General features: G+C 60.3%; 16 protein-coding genes. 13 read left to right on the forward strand and 3 right to left on the reverse strand.

All coding sequences use genetic code 11. The features are described from left to right. The 12 genes from trmFO (at nucleotide 1) to DXC52_RS02230 (ending at nucleotide 12,588) form a co-directional block, all read left to right on the forward strand. Complete coding sequence (gene trmFO / locus DXC52_RS02175) at nucleotides 1-1,338, forward strand: methylenetetrahydrofolate--tRNA-(uracil(54)-C(5))-methyltransferase (FADH(2)-oxidizing) TrmFO (protein ID WP_117745959.1); 1,338 nt, start codon at nucleotides 1-3, stop codon at nucleotides 1,336-1,338. Nucleotides 1,339-1,346: 8 nt separating this feature from the next. Continuing rightward, nucleotides 1,347-2,255 (forward strand): tyrosine recombinase, encoded by a 909-nt coding sequence (locus DXC52_RS02180; RefSeq protein WP_265333306.1) that lies wholly within the window; start codon nucleotides 1,347-1,349, stop codon nucleotides 2,253-2,255. 219 nt (nucleotides 2,256-2,474) lie between these two features. After that, nucleotides 2,475-3,203 (forward strand): 30S ribosomal protein S2, encoded by a 729-nt coding sequence (gene rpsB / locus DXC52_RS02185; RefSeq protein WP_006236109.1) that lies wholly within the window; start codon nucleotides 2,475-2,477, stop codon nucleotides 3,201-3,203. A gap of 45 nt (nucleotides 3,204-3,248) precedes the next feature. After that, nucleotides 3,249-4,118 (forward strand): translation elongation factor Ts, encoded by an 870-nt coding sequence (gene tsf / locus DXC52_RS02190; protein ID WP_022094736.1) that lies wholly within the window; start codon nucleotides 3,249-3,251, stop codon nucleotides 4,116-4,118. 118 nt (nucleotides 4,119-4,236) lie between these two features. Beyond that, nucleotides 4,237-4,959 (forward strand): UMP kinase, encoded by a 723-nt coding sequence (gene pyrH / locus DXC52_RS02195; protein ID WP_117745961.1) that lies wholly within the window; start codon nucleotides 4,237-4,239, stop codon nucleotides 4,957-4,959. Nucleotides 4,960-4,961: 2 nt separating this feature from the next. Further along, on the forward strand, nucleotides 4,962-5,498 hold the full coding sequence (gene frr, locus DXC52_RS02200) for a ribosome recycling factor (RefSeq protein ID WP_089573404.1): 537 nt from the start codon (nucleotides 4,962-4,964) through the stop codon (nucleotides 5,496-5,498). A 1-nt stretch (nucleotide 5,499) separates the two neighbouring features. After that, nucleotides 5,500-6,294 (forward strand): isoprenyl transferase, encoded by a 795-nt coding sequence (locus DXC52_RS02205; protein WP_055309876.1) that lies wholly within the window; start codon nucleotides 5,500-5,502, stop codon nucleotides 6,292-6,294. Between the two features lie 2 nt (nucleotides 6,295-6,296). Continuing rightward, complete coding sequence (locus DXC52_RS02210) at nucleotides 6,297-7,196, forward strand: phosphatidate cytidylyltransferase (protein ID WP_233504739.1); 900 nt, start codon at nucleotides 6,297-6,299, stop codon at nucleotides 7,194-7,196. Further along, nucleotides 7,196-8,383 (forward strand): 1-deoxy-D-xylulose-5-phosphate reductoisomerase, encoded by a 1,188-nt coding sequence (gene dxr / locus DXC52_RS02215; RefSeq protein WP_117745962.1) that lies wholly within the window; start codon nucleotides 7,196-7,198, stop codon nucleotides 8,381-8,383. Before DXC52_RS02210 ends, dxr begins: the two co-directional genes overlap by 1 nt. A 25-nt stretch (nucleotides 8,384-8,408) precedes the next feature. Continuing rightward, entirely contained in the window at nucleotides 8,409-9,770 is a 1,362-nt protein-coding gene (locus DXC52_RS02220) for an RIP metalloprotease (RefSeq protein ID WP_006236116.1), read from the forward strand. 13 nt (nucleotides 9,771-9,783) lie between these two features. Then, nucleotides 9,784-10,866, forward strand: a complete 1,083-nt coding sequence (ispG, locus tag DXC52_RS02225; RefSeq protein WP_229028270.1) for a flavodoxin-dependent (E)-4-hydroxy-3-methylbut-2-enyl-diphosphate synthase — start codon at nucleotides 9,784-9,786, stop codon at nucleotides 10,864-10,866. Further along, nucleotides 10,867-12,588 (forward strand): proline--tRNA ligase, encoded by a 1,722-nt coding sequence (locus DXC52_RS02230; RefSeq protein ID WP_233504741.1) that lies wholly within the window; start codon nucleotides 10,867-10,869, stop codon nucleotides 12,586-12,588. A gap of 178 nt (nucleotides 12,589-12,766) precedes the next feature. Here the strand turns inward: DXC52_RS02230 and DXC52_RS02235 are convergent, their stop codons facing one another. The 3 genes from DXC52_RS02235 to rpmB form a co-directional block, all read right to left on the reverse strand. Further along, on the reverse strand, nucleotides 12,767-13,531 hold the full coding sequence (locus DXC52_RS02235; RefSeq protein ID WP_006236119.1) for an aminoglycoside phosphotransferase family protein: 765 nt from the start codon (nucleotides 13,529-13,531) through the stop codon (nucleotides 12,767-12,769). Between the two features lie 89 nt (nucleotides 13,532-13,620). Further along, complete coding sequence (gene adhE, locus DXC52_RS02240) at nucleotides 13,621-16,269, reverse strand: bifunctional acetaldehyde-CoA/alcohol dehydrogenase (RefSeq protein WP_117745964.1); 2,649 nt, start codon at nucleotides 16,267-16,269, stop codon at nucleotides 13,621-13,623. 313 nt (nucleotides 16,270-16,582) lie between these two features. After that, nucleotides 16,583-16,771, reverse strand: coding sequence for a 50S ribosomal protein L28 (gene rpmB, locus DXC52_RS02245; RefSeq protein WP_022094725.1), 189 nt, complete (start codon nucleotides 16,769-16,771; stop codon nucleotides 16,583-16,585). Nucleotides 16,772-17,222: 451 nt separating this feature from the next. Here rpmB and pyrR point away from each other — a divergent pair, with 451 nt between their 5' ends. Continuing rightward, nucleotides 17,223-17,807 (forward strand): bifunctional pyr operon transcriptional regulator/uracil phosphoribosyltransferase PyrR, encoded by a 585-nt coding sequence (gene pyrR / locus DXC52_RS02250; protein WP_006236123.1) that lies wholly within the window; start codon nucleotides 17,223-17,225, stop codon nucleotides 17,805-17,807. Nucleotides 17,808-17,811 lie beyond the last annotated feature (4 nt).

Below are 17,811 nucleotides of genomic sequence, written 5' to 3' on the forward strand. Positions count from 1 at the left end.
ATGCAGTTCGATCAGGTGACGGTTATCGGTGGCGGTCTGGCGGGTTCGGAATGCGCGATCCAGCTGGCAGACCGCGGGTTTGCCGTAAAGCTGTGCGAGATGCGCCCCCAGGTGAGCTCCCCGGCTCACCATACCGATCACCTGGCAGAGCTCGTCTGCTCCAATTCGTTTAAGTCGACCCGTCCGGATTCCGCGGCTGGTTTGCTGAAGGCCGAGCTTGAGCGCATGGGTTCAGTCCTGCTTGACTGCGCCCATCGCGCTGCTGTTCCCGCTGGTGGCGCCCTGGCGGTCGACCGTGTTACATTCTCCGAGCTCGTCGAGGCTGAGGTTGCCGCCCGCCCCAATATCGAGGTCGTTCACGGCGAGGTCACCCAGATCCCCGAGGGCCACGTGGTCATTGCCGCGGGCCCGCTGTGTTCACCGGCGCTGAGCGAAGAGGTCATGAAGCTCGTCGGTGGCGACGCCCTTGCGTTCTTCGATGCCGCGGCGCCGATCGTCGATGCCTCCACGCTCGATATGGACGTGCTGTTTTCGCAGTCGCGCTACGAGGAGCAGGGGAGCGGCGACTATCTCAACGCTCCGCTCAACAAGGAGGAGTACGAGGCCTTTATCGAGGCGCTCACCACGGCCGACCGCGTGGTGCTCAAGGACTTTGAGGGCGGCGATCTGTTCCAGGCCTGCCAGCCTGCCGAGGAGGTTGCGCGCACCGGCAAGGACGCCATTCGCTTTGGCGCCATGAAGCCCGTCGGCCTCACCGACCCGCGTACCGGACGTCGCCCTTGGGCGGCGATTCAGCTGCGTGCCGAGAACAAGGAGAAGACCGCCTATAACCTGGTGGGCTTCCAGACCAACCTGACCTTTGGCGAGCAGAAGCGCGTCTTCCATATGGTGCCGGGCCTGGAGAACGCTGAGTTCTTCCGCTACGGTGTCATGCACCGCAATACCTTTGTCGACGCCCCGCACGTGCTCGATGGCACCTTTGCCGTGCCCGGTACCGGCGTGCGCCTGGCCGGTCAGATCACCGGCACCGAGGGGTACATGGAAGCCGTGGCGACCGGTCTGCTCGCGGCGCTCAACACCTATGCAGAGGCTATCGGCGCCGATTCCGTCGAGTTGCCCCGCGTGGGCGCCCTGGGTGCGCTCGTGGGCTATGCGACCGATCCTGCCACCGTGGGCTATCAGCCCATGCATGTCAACTTTGGCCTGGTGCCGCCACTCGAGGATGGTAAGCGCCGCAGCAAGCGCGACCGCTACCAGGCCTATGCGGACCGTGCGCTCGAGGCCCTTGACGCCTATCTGGCCACTCGCCCCGATCTGTTTGGAGGCGACCGGTCATAGCCTTTGACCTGTACGACACCGTCGACTCGTTTATCGCCTATATCGCACGCGTCGAGGGACTTTCTCCCAACACGGTGACGGCCTATGGCTCGAGGCTGGAGCGCTTTGCTGCGTGGTGCGAACGCGAGGGCATCGACGCTCGCGCCGCCGACGTACGGACCGTTCGTTCCTATTTGGCCGAGCTGTCGCGTGGCCAGGTGGCGGCTCGGACCCTTGCGGCACACCTGTCTGCCATTCGCTCACTCTATCGGTGGATGGCTGTCGAGGGGATTGTCGAGGGCGATGCGGTCTCGGCGATCGCATCGCCCAAGCTGCCGCGCGACCTGCCGGGCGTCCTTACGACTCAACAGGTGGAGGCACTCCTCAAAGCCCCCGATACCTCAACACCCGCGGGACTGCGCGATGCGGCGATGCTCGAGTTGCTCTATGCCTCGGGTGCCCGCATCTCAGAGCTTGCGGCGCTCAATGTGGAATCCATCTCATGGTCCGAGCGCACGCTGCGCCTGTGGGGCAAGGGGAGCAAAGAACGTATCGTCCCCCTGTATCGTCGTGCGCTCGAGGTGACTCGTTTCTATATTGAGGAGGGGAGGCCGGTGTTGCTCGCTCAGGCAAAGCGCCGTGACCCCGCCACCGGGCCGCATCCGCTGCTTATATCGGCGCGCGGCAATCGCATGAGCGCCGCCATGCTCCGGCGGCGGTTCCATACGCTGGCGACGCTCGCCGGCATTCCGGCCGACATCGCCCCGCATGCGATGCGCCATACCTTTGCGACCGACTTGCTCGAGGGCGGTGCGGACCTGCGCTCGGTCCAAGAGCTGCTGGGTCATGCGAGCCTGTCCACGACGCAGATCTACACGCATCTCACACCCGATCGGCTTAAGCGGGCTGTGGCTCAAGCCCATCCCCGCGGCGAATAGTTGCTGGGACGTCCCGCGCCGCACTCAGGTGTGTGGTTTTGATTGCGGGTTGGCAGGAAGAAGCATTCCTGCTATCATTCATCGGGTTGCTTCACGGCAACATGTTTTTATCACGCACGCGCGGCTACTTCATACCGTGGTGCCCGGGCTTTGGTAGCACATGTCCGGGTTGGTTTTGGAGGATGACCCCGCGCGGAGGCAAACCACAGGAGGTTTAACATGGCTACCAAGATTAATATCCGCACCCTGCTCGAGGCCGGCTGCCACTTCGGTCACCAGACCCGTCGCTGGAACCCCAAGATGAAGCCGTTCATCTTCGGTGAGCGCAACGGCATCTATATCCTTGACCTCAAGCAGACCATCCTCGACGCCGACCAGGCCTACACCTTCGTCAAGAACGTCGCCAAGGGTGGCAACGTGCTGTTCGTCGGCACCAAGAAGCAGGCTCAGGAGGCCGTCAAGAACGCTGCTGAGCGCGCCAACATGCCTTACATCAACCAGCGTTGGCTCGGCGGTATGCTGACCAACTTCGTCACCATCCGCTCCCGCATCAACCGCATGGAGGAGCTCGAGGCTATGGTCGAGGACGGCCGCATGGCTGTTCTGCCCAAGAAGGAGCAGGCTGTTCTCGGCAAGGAGCTCACTAAGCTCCAGACCAACCTCGGTGGCGCCCGCGACATGAAGGGTCTGCCCCAGGCTCTCTTCGTCATCGACACCAAGCGCGAGGAGAACGCCATCAAGGAGGCCCAGCGCCTGAACATCCCCGTCGTCGCCCTGATCGACACCAACTCCGATCCCGACGAGGTCGAGTACGGCATCCCCTGCAACGATGACGCTATCTCCGCTGTCACCCTTATGTGCGAGCTCATGGCTGACGCCTGCCTCGCTGGCTCCGGCAAGGAGCAGGTCTCCGAGGCCGAGATGGCCGCTGAGCCCAAGGCCGAGTAAATCAGTCTTAGTTAATTCTTTTTCATCTCTTTGAAAGGAACCACAATGGCCCAGATTACCGCCGCTATGGTTAAGCAGCTCCGCGAGATGACCGACTCCCCGATGATGGAGTGCAAGAAGGCTCTCGTCGAGGCTGACGGCGACATGGACGCCGCTGTCGACGTTCTGCGTAAGAACGGCCTTGCCAAGGCTGCCAAGAAGGCTGGCCGTGAGACCAACGAGGGCGCTGTCGCCGCGTTCGTCTCCGAGGATGGCAAGACCGGCGCTCTGCTCGAGCTCTCCTGCGAGACCGACTTCGTTGGCTCCAACGCCAAGTTCACCGGCTTTGCTTCCAAGGTCGCTGAGGTTGTCGCTACCACCGAGCCTGCTGACGTCGACGCTCTGCTCGAGAAGCCGATGGGCGAGGAGACCGTTTCCTCCGAGCTCACCGAGATGATTCACATCATGGGCGAGAACATGAAGATCTCCCGCTTCGCTGCTCGCAAGGCTGAGAACGGCGCGCTCGCTTCTTACATCCACATGGGTGGTAAGATCGGCGTCCTCGTCGAGTTCGCCTTCGAGAAGGCCGAGACCGCTCAGGCTGAGTCCTTCAAGACCTTCGCTCACGACGTTGCCCTTCAGGTTGCCGCCGTCGCCCCGATCTGTGCTACCCGCGATCAGGTTCCGGCCGAGACCGTCGAGCACGAGAAGCAGATCTACATGGCTCAGGCTGCCGAGTCCGGTAAGCCCGAGGCTATCCAGGAGAAGATGGCTGTCGGCCGTCTGGAGAAGTTCTACAAGCAGTCCGTGCTCACCGAGCAGGAGTTCATCAAGGACAGCTCCCTCACCATCAAGAAGTACGCTGAGCAGGTCTCCAAGGAGCTCGGCGACACCATTACCGTCGTTGCCTTTGACCGTCTGGTTCGTGGCGAGTAAATAAGCTCTTGTAGCTGGTAATGAGCAGGCTGTGGGTTTTACTCACAGCCTGCTTTTTCATGGCTCTTCTTAGAGCCTTTGATAGAATGTTGAGAGTTCAATCTAAAGGAGGATCGCTTTGTCCGACATCCGATATAAACGCGTGCTTCTTAAGCTTTCTGGCGAAGCACTGATGGGCGACGGCCAGTATGGCATCGACCCCAAGGTTACCGACCATCTTGCCAAACAGGTCAAGGAGCTGCTCGCCGTTGGCCATGAGGTCGGCGTCGTTGTCGGCGGCGGCAATATTTTCCGCGGCATGGCCGGCGCTGCCGGTGGCATGGAGCGTGCTCAGGCCGACTACATGGGCATGCTGGCAACCGTTATGAACGCGCTCGCCCTGCAGGATGCCTTCGAGCACAACGATGTTCCCTGCCGCGTTATGAGCGCTATCCAGATGAACGAGATCTGCGAGCCCTATATTCGCCGTCGCGCCATCAACCACCTTTCCAAGGGCAACGTCGTTATCTTTGCCGCCGGTTCGGGCAATCCGTACTTTACGACCGACACCGCCGCGGCTCTTCGTGCGTGCGAGATCGGCGCCGAGATTCTGATTAAAGCCACCAAGGTTGACGGCATCTACGACAAGGATCCCGTCAAGTGCGCCGACGCCGTCCGTTTTGACAAGATTACCTATCACGAGGTGCTCGTCCGCGGTCTGCAGGTTATGGATTCCACGGCTACGGCACTGTGCCAGGACAACCGTATGCCGATTTTGGTCCTCAACATCGATGGCGAGGACGCCGTCAAGCGCGCGCTCGCGGGTGAGCCCGTCGGCACGCTCGTCTATCAGGAGGATTAAGCATGGCAGAGAACATCACCGCCCATATGGACAAGTCGCTCGAGTCCCTCAAGCATAACTTCTCCAAGGTCCGTACCGGCCGCGCCAATGCCAACATTCTGTCCGACATCACCGTCGATTATTACGGTGTTCCCACGCCGGTCACGCAGATTGCCGCCGTCAAGACCCCCGAGGCCCACATGCTGCTCATCGAGCCGTGGGACAAGGCACTTATCAACGCTATCGTCAAGGCCATCGGCGCTTCCGATCTGGGTATTACCCCCAACTCCGATGGCACCGTCGTTCGTCTGCCGTTCCCGGCTCCCACCGAGGAGCGCCGTCGCGAGCTCGTCAAGGAGTGCCGCGAGTACGCCGAGCAGGCCAAGGTGTCTATCCGTAACATCCGTCGCGACTTCAACAACAAGCTCGAGCGCGATGAGGAGCTCACCGAGGACGATGTCCGTCGCGAGCAGGCCAAGGTCCAGAAGCACACTGATGAGTATGTCGCCAAAGTCGAGGAGCTTCTGAAGGAAAAAGAAGCCGAGGTCATGGAGATCTAAGGTGCAATACGACGAGCATAAACTGGTCGAGTACTTTGCCGACGCCCCTGCGGGCGTCGGTTTTTCCGACCTTGACCTCAATAACATTCCGCACCATATCTCGTGCATCATGGACGGCAATGGTCGTTGGGCCACATCGCGCGGTCTTGCACGCACTGAGGGCCACAAGGCGGGTATCGTCTCCCTTCGTGAGATTATTACCGCCTGCGTGCGTCTGGGCGTCGACGTGCTTTCGGCCTATGCGTTTTCTACCGAAAACTGGAACCGCCCGCAGCATGAGGTCAACGTCTTGATGCACCTGTTTGCCAAGACGTTTATCGACGAGCTGCCGCTTCTGAAGCGCGAAAACGTGCGCGTTGTCTTTTTGGGTGACATTTCCGCGCTGCCCAAGAAGACCCGCGACGTTTTTGAACGCGGTCTTGCCGAGTGCGCCAATCACACCGGCATGACGCTGGCGCTTGCCGTCAACTACGGCGCGCGTGCCGAGATTACCCGCGCTGTCCGTCAGATCGCACTCGACGCTGCCGCCGGTAAGATCGATCCTGGCGCAATTGATGACGACATGGTGGCTTCCCACCTCTATACCGCCGGCCTACCCGATCCTGAGCTTGTGATTCGCACCTCTGGTGAGCTTCGCCTTTCGAACTACCTGCTGTGGCAGGTGGCTTATTCAGAGTTCTACGTCACCGATACCTATTGGCCCGACTTTGATCGTTGGGGCCTTGTCGACGCCATTTTGGCCTATCAGGGCCGTGACCGTAGGTTTGGTGGACTGAGCAAGACCGAGGAGGCTTAATCGTGTCCGATCGTCCCAAGGCATCTGCTCCCAAGACGCCTGCGCGCAAAGCTGCCACTGCGGGAGCGCCTGCAGCGAAGAGCGGCACCGGTTCGTGGCTGGCGGGCTTTATTACCCGTGCCGCTGCCGGTATCGTCTACGCCGTTGTCTTTATCCTGTGCTTGGTTTTGGGTATTGTGCCCACGGCCATCTTTGTTTCTGTCATGAGCGGTCTGTGCTGCTATGAGTTTTTCCGTATGACGAGGCTCGATGGCAAGATGGCTAACGAGCGCATGGGTATCGCTGCCGCCGTACTCTTTCCGCTGTCGGCGTTGGGCGATTCGATGTTGCTGAATGCCCTGCTTTTTGCCCTGATGCTCGCTGTGGGCATTTGGTATGTCTGGTCGCCGCGTACCCGCATCTCTGATGTGGCCGTGACGCTCATGGGTCCCATCTACACTGGCTTTATGCTGTCGGCTATCGTGCTGCTGCGCGATGCCGTGCCCGGTTTTGCCGGCGCCCTGCTTTCGGTGGGCGTTTGTGCGTCCCTTTGGGTCTCCGATTCGTTTGCCTACATCGTGGGCAGCCGTATCGGTAAACACAAGATGGTTCCCAAGATTTCTCCCAAAAAGAGCTGGGAGGGGTTTGTCGGCGGCATCCTGGGCTCGGTTTTGATTTGGCTCATCCTGTGGGCGACGCATTTCTACAAGCTCAGCCTGCCCTATGCGCTGCTGTGCGGCGTGGTCGTGTCCATTTTGGGCGTTATCGGCGACCTTATCGAGTCTCGCATCAAGCGCGGTGTGGGCGTTAAGGATTCCGGTAACCTTATCCCGGGCCACGGCGGCATGCTCGATCGTAGCGATTCGCTTATCTTCGGCTGCATCACAGCGCAGCTGATGCTGATGATCGGAGGCGTGCTGTAATGTCATTCCAGACGACGTATGGCTCCGATGGACGTCTCCGTGTTGCCATCCTGGGCTGTACGGGCTCTATCGGCGCTCAGGCGCTCGATGTGTGCCGTCAGCATGCCGATCGCCTGCAGGTGACGGCGCTATCCGTTAACTCCAGTACCTCCGAGCTCGTTGCCGCTGCCCGCGAGTTCTCGGTTCCGGCGGTTGCCGTGGCCGATGTCGCTCATGGCGATGACGCCGTGCTGCAGGAGTTGCCCGAGGGAACGAAGCTCGGCGTTGGCGCGCAGGCGGTTTGCGAGCTCGCGCGTCGCGACGATGTCGACTGCGTGCTCGTCGCTATTGTGGGTGCCGCCGGTCTCGAGGCGAGCCATGCGGCCTTGACCTCGAATAAGCGTCTTGCCCTTGCCAACAAGGAGTCCCTCGTCGTCGGTGGCGACTTGCTTATGCCGTTGGCGCAACCGGGCCAGCTTATTCCAGTCGACTCTGAGCACTCCGCCATCTACCAGTGCTATCTGGGGGAGGACCCGCGCGAGGCTCATTGTATTTGGCTTACCTGCTCGGGCGGTCCGTTCTTTGGCCGTACGCGCGACGAGCTCAATCGCGTGACGCGTGCCGATGCCCTCGCACATCCCACGTGGGCCATGGGTGCCAAGATCACCATCGACTCCGCCACCCTCATGAACAAGGGCCTAGAGCGCATTGAGGCCATGCATCTGTTTAACTGCGACCTCGATTTCATTAACGTGGTCGTGCAGCGTCAGTCCAAGATTCACTCTATGGTCGAGTTTGCCGACGGCTCCGTGATGGCGCATCTCGGTGCTTCCGACATGCGTATTCCCATCCAGTTCGCGTTCTCGTATCCCGAGCGTTGGGATACCCCGGCGCCTCGTATCGATTTCCGCGAGCTGGGGCAGCTCACGTTTGATGCTGCCGACATGGATACCTTCCGCTGTCTGGCACTGGCCGAACGTGCCGGCAAGACGGGTGGCACCATGCCGTGCGTGCTCAATGCCGCCAACGAGGTCGCCGTCGATGCCTTCCTGCACGATGGCTGTAGCTTTACCGATATCGATTGCATTGTGGAATCCTGCATGGATGCCCACGATATGCAGGCGGTCGATTCGTTTGAGCAGCTTCGCGACATCGATGCGTGGGCGCGTGAAAAGGCTGCGCAGGTGCTCGCCGCAACCCGTTCCTAACCCATAAGGATTGCTTTTTCGTTTTATGGATACTGTTCTGAGCGTTCTCTCATCGGTCTTTTGGGGCCTGCTGATGCTTTCCGTCCTCGTGTTTTTGCACGAGGGCGGCCACTTTTTGGCGGCGCGTGCCTGCGGCGTCCGTGTGACCGAGTTCTTTTTGGGCCTGCCGTGCCGCTTTGACATCCATTACACGTCGCGTCGCATTGGAACCAAGTTTGGCGTGACCCCGCTGCTGCTGGGTGGCTACGCTGCCATCTGCGGTATGGATCCGACCGATGTCTCCTGCGCCGATCGCGTGCTCGCGGCTATCTATCGTCATGGTCGCGTGACCGTGGCCGACCTTGCTGTCGAGCTCGAGCTATCCGAGGAGGTTGTGCTCGAGGCATGCGCCTTGCTCTTGGGTTGGGGCTCTATCGCGCCTTGGTATGAGGAAGGGGAGAAGCCCTCGCCGAGCTACTATCCCACCAAGTATCAGACGCTGCCGCGAGACGCGGCGGGTTACACCACCTTTGACGGCCGTCGTTTCGATCGAGAGCATGCGACTACCGAGGGCGATGTGTGGGAGCTGCCGTGCGGCGAGGCTGATTTCTTGGCGCAAGAGCGCTCGCACACTTATCTGGGCCAGGGTTTTCTCAAGCGCGCCTTTATGCTGCTCGCGGGCATTCTCGTCAATATCCTGACGGGCTTTTTGCTGCTTATGAGCATCTACTCTATTGCGGGTGTCACCGTGCCGATGGATACCAACGTGATTGGTCAGGTTGACGAGGGGTCTATTGCCGCCAAGGCGGGTATCGAGGGCGGCGACGCGATCCTTTCGGTTGACGGAGTATCGTGCTCTACCTGGATGGACGTTTACGATGCCATCGGCAAGGCCGCCGGTAAGGACGATATCGCCATTGAGTATGAGCGCGACGGCAAGCAGCATTCGACCTCGGTTGCGCTCAAAGAGGACGAGCGCCTAGGTGTGTATGCCTCTACGCAGGTGGTCCGTTTAGACCCCATCACGTCGGCTCGCCTTTCGTTCTCCTATGTCGTGCAGACAGCGGAGGGCGTGATGCGCCTGCTCCAGCCGCAGCATACGATGGAGATTCTCGATCAGTCTTCTTCGATTGTGGGCATTAGCGTTATGTCTTCACAGGCTGCTGCTGCCGGCCCTGCCACGTTCCTTTCGTTTGCCGCCCTCATTTCGTTCTCGCTTGGCTTTATGAACCTGCTGCCCATCCCACCACTCGATGGCGGCAAGCTGGTCATCGAGATCATTCAAAAGATTGCTGGCCGCGAGCTTCCGCTCAAGGTCCAGACGATTGTGAGCTATGTGGGCATCGCGCTCTTTGCGCTGCTGTTTGTCTATATGCTTCGTTCCGACATCCTTCGATTTATTCTGTAGGGGAGTGTTTGGATTGTCTTTATCCCATCCTTTGCCGCGCGAGCTGACGCGCCCCGTGCATGTGGGCGGTGTGCAGATCGGTGGCGGTGCGCCGGTGGTGGTCCAATCCATGACCTGCACCGATACCGCTGATGCCCAGGCAACACTTGCGCAAGTGTGCGCGTTGGCGCAGGCTGGCTGCGATATCGTGCGTGTGAGCGTGCCCACTGAGGCCGCGCTTGAGGGTTTCCGCACCATCTGTGCCGAGTCTCCGGTGCCAATCGTTGCCGATATCCACTTTAACCACAAGCTGGCCATTGGCGCTGTGGAGGCCGGTGCCGCCAAGCTCCGCATCAATCCCGGCAACATTGGCGATTGGGCCAAGGTCGATGCCGTGATCGATGCCGCGGGCGCCGCTGGGTGCGCGATTCGCATTGGCGTGAACGCGGGCTCGCTTGAGCAGGATATCGCCGAGCGCGAAGACCTCACGCAGCCCGAAAAGCTCGTGATGTCGAGCGAGCGCTTCGTCAAGCACTTTGAGGACCGCGGCTTTACGAACATTGTGCTTTCGGCCAAGGCCCATAGCGTGCAAACGACGCTCGATACCTATCGAGCCCTGTCGCGTGAGATTCCCCACGTTCCGCTTCACCTGGGCGTGACGGAGGCGGGGACCAAGCTCCAGGGCACCATCAAGAGCTCTGTAGGCTTGGGTATTTTGCTTTCCGAGGGCATTGGCGACACCATGCGTGTGTCGCTCACGGCCGATCCGGTCGAGGAGCCGCCGGTCGCCTGGGGAATTTTGCAGTCGCTGGGCCTGCGTCGTCGTGGTCCCGAGATTGTCTCGTGCCCCACGTGCGCCCGCTGCCAGGTTAACCTCATTCCCATCGCCGAGGAGGTCACCGAGCGGCTTAAGAACTACTCCGCGCCGCTTTCGATCGCCGTTATGGGATGCGCGGTCAATGGCCCCGGCGAGGCTTCTGATGCCGACCTGGGCGTTGCTTGCGGACGTGGTCAGGCCTTGCTCTTTTCGCATGGCCAGATCATTGGTAAAGTAGCTGAGGACCAAATTGTCGACGCGCTTATGGCAGAGGTCGACAAGCTTATTGAGGAGAAATAAATGACCCGAGCAATGTATATGTCTAAGCTCTATGCGCCGACGCTTAAAGAGGATCCGGCGGACGCTGAGCTCGCCAGTCACCGCCTGCTGCTCCGTGCCGGCATGATCCGCAAGGAGGCCGCCGGCCTGTATTCCTACCTGCCGCTTGCCTGGCGCTCGATCCGTAAGATCGAGAACATCGTGCGCGACGAGATGGACGCTGCCGGCGCCCAGGAGCTTATGATGCCTATCATGGTCGACGCCGAGTTGTGGCGCGAGTCCGGCCGCATCGACGCCTATGGCAAGGAGCTTGTGCGCTTTGACGACCGTCATGGTCGCGAGTTCGTCCTGGGCCCCACGCACGAGGAGACCGTCACGGCCCTGGTGCGCAACGAGCTACGCTCCTATAAGCAGCTGCCCGTCAACCTGTATCACATTCAGGACAAGTTCCGCGACGAGTTCCGTCCCCGCTTTGGCCTGATGCGCGGCCGCGAGTTCATCATGAAGGACGCCTACAGCTTCTCCGCCACGCAGGAGAGCCTGCAGGAGGAGTACGACAAGATGAAGCAGGCGTACGCCAATATCTGCGAGCGCTGCTACATCAAGGCTCTGCCCGTCGTCGCCGATTCTGGCGAGATCGGTGGCGATACCTCCGTCGAGTACATGGCTTTGGCTGACGCCGGCGAGGCTTCGCTCGTCTACTGCGACGATTGCGGCTTCGCTGCCGATGACGAGGCTGCAAGCACCAAGGTCGTCGTGACCGAGGGTCCTGGTGACGGTACGCTCACCAAGGTTGAGACTCCGGGCATGGGCACCATTGAGGCTGTTGCTAAGTTCTTTGGGTTCCCCGAGAACGGCACGCGCAAGTCGCTGGCACTCATCGACGCCGAGGGCAAGCCGGTCGTGGCCATTGTTCCGGGCGATCACGAGCTCAACGATTGCAAGGCCGAGCACGTCTTTGGCAAGGGCTATCGCATGATGACCGACGAGGAGCTTCAGGCGAACGGTCTGCACAAGGGCTTTATCGGACCGGTTAACCTGCCCGATGGCATTCGTCTGGTCTGCGACGAGAGCCTGCGCGAGTCCAAACAGTGGGCCTGCGGTGCCAACGAGGTCGATTATCACTTTACCGGTGCCTGCCCCGAGCGCGACTTTACCGTCGATGAGTGGGCCGATCTGGTCACCGTTGTCGCCGGCGACCCCTGCCCGCACTGCGGCAAGCCGCTCTCCGCTGCCCGCGGCATCGAGGTCTCTCAGGTCTTCCAGCTGGGCACCAAGTACTCCGAGGCCATGGGTGCCACCTTTATGGATGAGGGCGGCAAGGAGAAGCCGCTCATCATGGGTTGCTACGGCGTGGGCGTGTCCCGCTCGCTTGCTGCCGTCGTGGAGCAGCACAACGACGAGCACGGTATCGTCTGGCCGGTCTCCGTTGCCCCGTACGAGGTCGCGGTGATTCCGCTTGATCCCAAGAAGGAAGAGTGCGCTACCGTCTGCGAGCAGATTGTTGATGGCCTGTGTGCCGAGGGTATCGAGGTCGTCGTCGACGATCGCGATGAGCGTCCGGGCTTTAAGTTTGCCGATAACGACCTCATGGGCTTCCCGTATCAGGTGGTTCTGGGCAAGCGCGGCCTTAAGAATGGCACCGTTGAGCTCAAGGACCGTGCTACGGGCGAGCGCGAGGACGTGGCGATCGACGAGGTCGTTGCCAAGGTTGCCGAGCTTGTTAAGGCAGCCCGCCGTTAATCGACGATTTCGCTTGTAGTTCGATATGTGGGACGGCCCCGCATTTCTCCAATCGGGGAGATGCGGGGCCGTCCTATTATCTTGTAGCATCCTCGATATCTAAAAGGAAAACCCCACAGCCCATGCGAGCTGCGGGGTTTTCCATTATGCCTCCGATGCGAAATAAATCGCTCAGATATTACTGATAATCGACGACGTCGATCCAGTTCTTCAGGAACTCATCGTTCACGTTGCGCTTACGAGCGAGCTCGGAAGCGGCGACGATGCTCGTCCACTGACGCACGACCTGCATGGGCATGTCGGCACGGTCGCAGTAGAGCTCCAGGTAGGCCTCGGCCTGGTCCTTGCTGTTGAGGGCAAAGAGCAGGTAGGTGGTGGCAACGTCGGCAGCTGGGGAGCCCTGGGTGGCGTGTGCCCAGTCGCACACATAGAGCTGGCCGTCGTCGCCGACGATGACGTTGGAGGGGTTGAAGTCGCCGTGGCAGACCTTGAACTCCTTGGTCATGCCGTCCAGACGCTCCTGAAGGTTGTAGCGCGTGGTGGCATTGAGCTGATCAAGGCTGTCGATCATGCGGGCGAACTTGTCGCGCTGACGGTTGAGCAGCGGGGAGGTGTAGCCGTGGATCTCGATCTGGAGGTCGACGAACATCTCGAGGTACTCACCAAAGCGCTGGGGCTCGGCAGTCATCTTCTCGGCAAGGGTGGTGCCCGGAACCTTCTCGGTCACGAGCGCCCAGCCGTTGGCGTTCTCGAGCTGGGAAACCTCGAGAGCCTTGGGGCTGCGGATGCCGCACTCATTGATGCGGGCAAGATTCAAAGCCTCGTTGAACACGTCGGAGACAGGCTTGGTCTCGTTAAAGACCTTGACGATCTTGTCGCCCAGGTCGTAAACGACCTTGTTGCCACGGCGGACGAGCTCGGTCTTGGAATCGGGTAGCAGCATGGTTGCATCCTTTCAACGATGCGATAGAAGCGACGGCGGGGGTGTGTGAAACACCCGTGCACCCCCGCCGCAAAAAACCGTGCTAAAAACTAGCAGACGGCGTAGTCCTGGGGCTCGCGGCCGTAGTAGGCGTCCAGGTAGAGCTCCTTGATCTCGCTCATGAGCGGGTAGCGCGGGTTAGCGCCGGTGCACTGGTCGTTGAATGCCTGCTCGGTCATCTCGTCGAGGGTGTCGAGGAAGTACTGCTCGTCAACACCGTAGTCGGCGATGGTCTTCTTGACACCGATGAAGTCCTTGAGCTCCTCGAGCTTCGTGATGAAGTTCTCGAAGACCTCCTTGTCGTCCTTGCCCTCGATGCCGCAGTACTTGGCCATCTCGGCGTAGTTGTGCAGCGCGTTGGGGTAAGGATACTGGGAGAAGGTACCCATCTTGACGGGAGCCTCGGCGGCGTTGTAGCGCATGACGCGGGTCAGGATGACGGCGTTAGCGATGCCGTGGGGCAGGTGATGGAAAGCGCCGAGCTTGTGAGCCATGGAGTGGTTGAGGCCCAGGAAGGCGTTGGCGAAGGCCATACCGGCCATGCAGGAGGCGTTGTGCATCTCCTCGCGGGCGTGCGGGTCCTTGGCGCCGTTCGTGAAGCTGGAGGGCAGGTTCTCAAAGACGAGCTTGGCAGCGCGCTCGGAGAGGCCCTTGGTGTAGTCGGAAGCCATGATGGAGACGTAGGACTCGATGGCGTGGGTCATGACGTCGATGCCGGAGGCAGCGGTCAGGCCGCGCGGGGCGGTCATGCAGTTGTCGGCGTCGACGATAGCCATGTTGGGGAGCAGCGCGTAGTCGGCGAGCGGCCACTTGATGCCGGTCTCCTTGTCGGTGATGATGGCGAACGGCGTGCACTCGGAGCCGGTACCCGAGGAGGTCGGGACGGCGACGAAGTAGGCCTTCTTGCCCATCTCGGGGAAGGTGAAGATACGCTTGCGGATGTCCATGAAGTCCATGGCCATGTCCTCAAACTTGCACTCGGGGTGCTCGTACATCATCCACATGATCTTGCCGGCGTCCATAGCGGAGCCACCGCCGACGGCGATGATGACGTCCGGCTCAAAGAGAGCCATCTGCTTGGCACCGCGACGTGCGCACTGCAGCGACGGATCGGGCTCGACGTCATAGAAGCAGTCGTGGGCGATGCCCATCTCGTCGAGCTTGGCCTCGATGGCGCGGGTGTTGCCATTCTTGAAGAGGAACTGGTCGGTGACGATGAAGGCGCGCTTCTTGCCCATGACGTTGCCCAGCTCGTCGAGGGCGACGGGCGTGGAACCCTTCTTGAAGTAGACCTTCTCGGGAGCGCGGAACCACAGCATGTTCTCACGGCGCTCGGCCACAGTCTTAACGTTGATCAAGTGCTTCACCCCAACGTTCTCGGAGACGGAGTTGCCGCCCCAGGAGCCGCAGCCCAGGGTCAGAGACGGCTTCATGCCAAAGTTGTACAGGTCACCGATGCCGCCGTGCGAGGACGGGGTGTTGATGACGATACGGCAGGCCTTCATGACGTGCTCGAACAGGCTGATCTTCTCGGCCTGAGCGGGGTGCACATACAGAGAGGCGGTGTGGCCCGGGCCACCGGCGAGCACCAGGTGCTCGGCCTTGTCGACGGCCTCCTGGAAGTCCTTGGCGTGGTACATGGCCAGGACCGGGGAGAGCTTCTCGTGGGAGAACTCCTCCTTGGCGGGGTCGGTGGAGGTGACCTCGGCGATCAGGATCTTGGTCTTGGCGGGAACCTCGATGCCGGCGAGCTCGGCGATCTTGGCGGCAGCCATGCCGGGGATGCGGTGATCGAGGGAGCCGTTCTTGAACATGGCGGCACGCAGGGCCTCCATCTCGGCACCCTGCTTGACGAAGTAGCAGCCGCGCTTCTGGAACTCGGCCTTAACCTGGTCATAGATGGTGTCGATGACGGTCACGGACTGCTCGGAAGCGCAGATCATGCCGTTGTCGAAGGTCTTGGAGTGGATGATGGAGTTGACGGCGAGCAGCACATCGGCGGTGTCGTCGATGATGACCGGGGTGTTACCGGCGCCAACGCCCAGGGCGGGCTTGCCCGAGGAGTAAGCGGCCTTGACCATGCCCGGGCCACCGGTGGCGAGGATGATGTCGACGTCGCGCATGACCATGTTGGTCAGCTCGATGGAGGGGACATCGACCCAGCCGATGATGCCCTCGGGGGCGCCGGCCTTGACGGCGGCGTCAAGCACGAGCTTGGCGGCGGCGATGGTGCACTTGGCGGCTGCCGGGTGCGGGGAGATGATGATGCCGTTGCGGGTCTTCAGGCTGATCAGCGTCTTGAAGATCGCGGTGGAGGTGGGGTTGGTCGTCGGGATGACGGCGCCCACGATGCCGATGGGCTCGGCGATCTTGGTGATGCCGTAAGCCTCGTCGCGCTCCAGGACACCACAGGTCTTGGTGTTCTTGTAAGCGTTGTAGATGTACTCTGCGGCGTAGTGGTTCTTGATGACCTTATCCTCAAGAACGCCGCGGCCGGTCTCCTCGATGGCCATCTTCGCCAACGGGATACGAGCCTTGTTGGCGGCCATGGCGGCCTCATAGAAGATCTTGTCGACCTGCTCCTGCGTGTACGTAGCAAAAAGCGCCTGGGCCTCTCGCATCTGAGCGAGCTTAGCCTCAAGCGCCTCTACGTTGTCCACAATTGCGGGAGTAGTGTTTTCCGGTGACTTTTTCACCATTTGTGTCTCCTTGCGATCGGAGATTTACCCTACGCCTTGCATGATAGCAAGAAATTATTCGGCGAACGGTCAGATTCCTCTAAAAGGCACACTAAAACGCTTCAATAAAATGAAACGTTTTAAGCAAACTAATTACCAGTGCATCGCCTCGTTCATTGGGGATCGACTTATATGAGCGCTTTCACTCATGTAAGTCTGTCCCAAATGAGTGCAAAAAGGCGCCCTCCGTTGGGGAGGACGCCTTTGGTAAGTTCTATGTGAACGCGAGGTCTTTGACCCGGAGAGTCCGAGGTACTTGTTGGTAAGACCTTATTTAGGAGCGCGCAACCTTGCCGGACTTGAGGCAGGTGGAGCAAACGTTCATCTTGCGACGGTGACCATCGACGACCACGTAGACGCGCTGGATGTTGGGGCGGAACTTACGGTTGGTGACGCGGTGAGAGTGGCTGATGGAGCGACCGGCAACGGGGTGCTTACCGCAAACTTCGCAAACTTTGGACATAACTGACCCTCCTTGGGCGACAAACGAACATGTCGCGTTAACAAACAAGCCTGAACTATAGCACAGAAGCAGTTCCCTGTGCGTAATCTACACAGAGATATTTCTCTTTTGGCGATAGTGCTCACGCCACGGCCCTGGACGTAGATCCGATTTGCGTGCAGCAGAGGGGATTATGCCAGCTCGTGCGTACGTTTTCAAGCTCGTCCCACAAATATATATAGGTTTATTGAGCATTGGGCTCCGTTTACGGATTGCCCTGTATTTATGCTCGCAATTAAGCTCGAGGTTGGCTACACTATCCCTTGACCATTAAAGGGGTACGAGATACCCACATGGAATTACATAGCTGCCAAAGAGCAGCCCTTCCTGTGGGTGTCTGGTCCGCTTTGAGCGGTCGGGCATCTATTTTTTTGACTGTGTCAGCAGTCAAGACATGTGAGGAAGGAGATCGATGGGCACGACTTCCCCCAAGGCGGTCATCATGGACGAGACCGCCGTCAATCGAGCGATGACCCGCATCGCGCACGAGATTCTCGAGCGCAACGAGGGCTGTGAAGACCTCGCTCTGGTCGGCATCGTCACGCGCGGCGACCTTCTGGCAAAGAAGCTCGCCGAGGAGATCAAGGAGATCGAGGGCGTCGACGTTCCGCTCGGCAGCCTCGACATCAGCTTCTACCGCGATGACTACGCTACCAATTTCGCTCCCGCGATCCACGCCACCAACATTCCCTTTAGCGTCGACGGCAAGCGCGTCGTGCTGGTGGACGACATCCTGTATACGGGCCGTACCATTCGCGCCGCTCTCGACGCCGTCATGGACCTGGGCCGTCCGAGCCGCATCGAGCTGGCAGTCCTCGTTGACCGCGGCCACCGCGAGCTCCCCATCTCGCCGGACTTTGTCGGCAAGAACGTTCCCTCGTCGCATGAGGAGAACGTGCACCTATATATGAAGGAAGTCGACGGCCACACCGCTGTCGAGATTAACGACGTCGCGCCGGGTTCCCACGTGGGCTCCGCGCCGCTGGGAGGTGAGTAGTACC

The organism is Collinsella sp. TF05-9AC (assembly GCF_003438495.1).
Lineage (GTDB): Bacteria > Actinomycetota > Coriobacteriia > Coriobacteriales > Coriobacteriaceae > Collinsella.

Coding starts and splice junctions, on each gene's coding strand:
- trmFO (WP_117745959.1), top strand. CDS start 1: ATGCAGTTCGATCAGGTGACGGTTATCGGTGGCGGTCTGGCGGGTTCG.
- rpsB (WP_006236109.1), top strand. CDS start 2,475: ATGGCTACCAAGATTAATATCCGCACCCTGCTCGAGGCCGGCTGCCAC.
- tsf (WP_022094736.1), top strand. CDS start 3,249: ATGGCCCAGATTACCGCCGCTATGGTTAAGCAGCTCCGCGAGATGACC.
- frr (WP_089573404.1), top strand. CDS start 4,962: ATGGCAGAGAACATCACCGCCCATATGGACAAGTCGCTCGAGTCCCTC.
- dxr (WP_117745962.1), top strand. CDS start 7,196: ATGTCATTCCAGACGACGTATGGCTCCGATGGACGTCTCCGTGTTGCC.
- DXC52_RS02220 (WP_006236116.1), top strand. CDS start 8,409: ATGGATACTGTTCTGAGCGTTCTCTCATCGGTCTTTTGGGGCCTGCTG.
- DXC52_RS02230 (WP_233504741.1), top strand. CDS start 10,867: ATGACCCGAGCAATGTATATGTCTAAGCTCTATGCGCCGACGCTTAAA.
- DXC52_RS02235 (WP_006236119.1), bottom strand. CDS start 13,531: ATGCTGCTACCCGATTCCAAGACCGAGCTCGTCCGCCGTGGCAACAAG.
- adhE (WP_117745964.1), bottom strand. CDS start 16,269: ATGGTGAAAAAGTCACCGGAAAACACTACTCCCGCAATTGTGGACAAC.
- rpmB (WP_022094725.1), bottom strand. CDS start 16,771: ATGTCCAAAGTTTGCGAAGTTTGCGGTAAGCACCCCGTTGCCGGTCGC.
- pyrR (WP_006236123.1), top strand. CDS start 17,223: ATGGGCACGACTTCCCCCAAGGCGGTCATCATGGACGAGACCGCCGTC.